We start from the raw sequence: 3,373 nt of genomic DNA, 5'->3' as shown, positions 1-3,373 counted from the left end.
AAACAACACCGGAAACCAGAGCAAGCCGGACAGTGCCAGCATCAAACTTGGCTGCTTCTACACCCGCTGCCGCGCGCTGCGCGTCACGGCGAACACCACCAAAAATATCGAGGATGTAATTCGCCCCGAACGTCGCACTTTCAGAGGGATCACCTGATATTGGGTTACCATTGTTTCTTTGCGCCTGTGCATCCAGTCCACCTGAGAATTGGCCAGCGGTACCTGTCTGCCTCAGGTCTGTATTTGCGGCTTTGATACGTTGTAAAGCCGTTGCAATATCGATGTTTTGTGTAAGGCCGCGGTCTACTAGCCGGTTCATTTGCCGGTCATTTAGCCGTTTCCACCATTCATCGCGCGCGACCTCTTCAAGAGCCCCGCCACCGCCAATGAACGACGTTTCTAAAGGTGTCTTAGGTGGCGTATAGTCAGGGCCAACAGCGGTACATGAAACCAATGCCGTGGATGCTAGGATAAAAAGCAGATAGGGACGGTTCATTTGTCATTCCTGTATATTGGATCAGCTTTTGGATTTGCTGGGGATGTGATGGAGATGTTTCACCCAGCACGCTATTATGAGCAGATAAGTAATTGAAAAGTAAAAGCTTGTCTAGAGGTGCTCAGAGCCGTCGAGTTCTAGAAAACTCCAAGATTGCGCCGTGTTTGAGCCACTAAATTTTTTTTATTAGACACACTTTAGGACCTGCACCAGTCGTCATGTCGCGCCATTTGGATAGAGCACAACGCGGGTGTCTAAAGGCACTTGATTGAAAAGTTGAATAATCTGATTGTTAACAAGCCTGGCACACCCGTTGGATACGGCGCGCCCGATAGTGGTTGGATCATTTGTGCCATGAACACGCAAAAAGGTGTCACCGCGACCCGGTTGAAAGAGATACAGGGCCCGCGCTCCCAGAGGGTTGCTCAAACCGCCAGGCATTCCATTGCGAAGTGGGCCATATTTCTGAGGCTCACGACGCAACATGCCAGGAGTCGGGGTCCAACTTGGCCATTCTTTTTTCGCCCCTACGTAGAATTCTCCTGCCTCGTAAAGACCTGGGCGACCGATCCCGACAGTATATCGAATTGCAGTATTATTGGGCTGGGTCCAGAAAAGTGCAAACTGGCCTGGAACTACATGTATTTCGTAGGGAGCAGCGCCCGCTGGTATGGTCACTACTTGAGGCAAAAATTCTGGTGGTAAATCATACTTAGGAAGCACTATGTGAGCTGACACTGGTTGGCAGGCTAAAGTGCCAACAGCCCCAGCGGAAAGGAGGAATTTTCTTCGTTTCATAGGCCGGTGGCTTTCAAAGACTGATGATAAGTGGAACTTGGTACACGAGGGCGTACCTTCATAAGTCAGATAAAGTGCATGAATCAAAACAACTTCACTTGTGTTCCGACTTCGGCCAAAGCGAACAATTCTTTGATATGCTCGTTGTAGAGACCTATGCACCCATTTGAAGATTGCCTTCCGATCTTGCGCGTGTCGCCCGTGCCATGAACACGGTAATATTGCCATGACAGATACAGCGCATGGGTGCCCAATGGGTTATCGGGACCAGGTGGAAAATAGTCTGGCCATTCGGGGTTGCGTATCTTCATTGAAGGGGTGGGCGCCAGCTTGGCCCCTCAACTTTACGAATGACGTGTGTGTTCCCACGTTTGGTCAGTTCTTCTGTTAACGGAACACTGGAAGGGTAAAGTTTGTAGACGCTTTCATCTTCTGACCAATATTGAACTGCACGGGAGTCGATATCGCAAAGGATTGCTCCGTGCTCTAAGTTGTCAAAATGCTCCCTCCAATTGGAGGTACTGAAGGATGAAATGTTTCGGCGGACTGACGGTGACGAAAATGGCTCGGTCGTTTGCGCGATTGCCGTACCGGTTCCGAGAAATAGTCCACTTGCTGTCGCCCCAAGAAGCGCACTGCGACGTGAAATAGATGTGTCTTTGGTCAGTATCATGATGAAGCCTCTGATCTTGCCTGTTTTAACTATTTTAAGACCTCCACCTGCTAGAGCTTCAATCTCAATAAAATCACAATAACGTGATGTGGAATGCCCTTTGGCAGCCTATCAAGAACTTCAGCGCTTTGCCGCGTGGCTGGAAGGTAATCCTCCTGTTTTTAACGGAACAAGGATGTAGAATCTGCGCGGCCATTTTCAGTTTCATTGCGGGAGTGATGCCACCGATGCTCATGTTCGAACGGTCGTTGTTGTACATCCGGAGCCACTGTGTGGCGAATGCTGGGCCTCTTCAATGCCGTTTTGATGTATTAGTCGACCCATCCGTGGCAGACTGTGCGTTTGTATCGTTCAACGGGTCAAAGCAAAGCTTACAGTATGGCTGCTAGCGGTGTGAAATCATCCATGCCCATAACGCATGGTCTCCTCGTGCTTGTCGCGTGCTCGCTCGAATTCCAGCGTTGAGTGCGATATGTCGAACGCCTCTTCCAAGCGGGTTTTGATATCCTCTTTTATGCGTTCAAGGTCGTCCCAGCGTGCATCCTCGATCACCACATGCGTATCGAGCGCCGCTTGGTGTTCCTGCATTTGCCAGAAATGCGCGTGATGCAGTTCTTCAACGCCGTCGATGTCTTCGATGGCGGTGATCACGGCGTCGGTGTCCATGTCAGGCGGACTGCCCAGCATGAGTGTCCGGATAGGCCCGCCGATCTCGGTGAAAGCGAGCCAAAGTATATAAGCGGCGATACCAATAGTGATTGCCGGATCAACCCAACGGACATCATAGAGCAGGATCAGAACACCGCCAACGATAACGGCGACAGACGCCAGCGCATCACTGAGGTTGTGCAGGAACAAAGCCCGGATATTCACGCTGCCTTTCTGCATCGAATAAGTCAGTATCGCGGTAAGCGTGTCGATAAACAGGGCCACCCCACCCAGAATGACCACCGTCCAGCCTTCAATCGGCACCGGATTGGCAAACCGCATCGCGCCCTCGTAAACCAGATAAAGTCCGATGATGATCAGTGACGTATAGTTAATCAGCGCCGCCACGATTTCGACCCTGCCATATCCAAAGGTCATCTTGGCGTCGGCTGGGCGACGTGCGATTTTGCGTGCACCAAACGCGATAACCAGCGATGCCATATCAGAGAAATTGTGGATAGCATCCGCAATCAGCGCTAGGCTGCCGGAAAGTATCCCCCCGACAATCTGCGCGACCGTCAGAAGGCCGTTCGCCCAAATGGCAATAGCAACGCGGCGGTCCCCTTCCTTGGGTTCCATGTGGACGTGATCATGTGGCATCTGGTTTTCTTTTATCTAAAAATTGGTTCATTTCATCACCTCTTCGAGGCAAAGCACAAGCAGGAAGCTGACACCAGCCGCACTGTCCTGGATAGCAC

3 protein-coding genes and 2 pseudogenes are annotated in these 3,373 nt (G+C 51.1%); all 5 read right to left on the bottom strand.

What is annotated here, in order from left to right; translation table 11 throughout:
- On the bottom strand, positions 1-496 hold a 496-nt coding region (locus A3722_RS23075), incomplete at its 3' end, for a TolC family protein (RefSeq protein ID WP_161488206.1).
- 216 nt (positions 497-712) lie between these two features.
- Positions 713-1,294, bottom strand: coding sequence for a L,D-transpeptidase (locus tag A3722_RS23070; protein WP_009827352.1), 582 nt, complete (start codon positions 1,292-1,294; stop codon positions 713-715).
- A gap of 83 nt (positions 1,295-1,377) precedes the next feature.
- Positions 1,378-1,967: pseudogene (locus A3722_RS23065) on the bottom strand (L,D-transpeptidase).
- Positions 1,968-2,154: 187 nt separating this feature from the next.
- A pseudogene (locus A3722_RS25250) lies at positions 2,155-2,323 on the bottom strand (integrase core domain-containing protein); the annotation flags it as partial.
- Between the two features lie 43 nt (positions 2,324-2,366).
- Positions 2,367-3,275, bottom strand: a complete 909-nt coding sequence (locus A3722_RS03570; protein ID WP_037955040.1) for a cation diffusion facilitator family transporter — start codon at positions 3,273-3,275, stop codon at positions 2,367-2,369.
- Positions 3,276-3,373: the final 98 nt, after the last annotated feature.

This window comes from Sulfitobacter sp. HI0027, from assembly GCF_001634775.1.
GTDB lineage: Bacteria > Pseudomonadota > Alphaproteobacteria > Rhodobacterales > Rhodobacteraceae > Sulfitobacter.
This window is presented reverse-complemented; position numbering and strand designations above follow the sequence as displayed.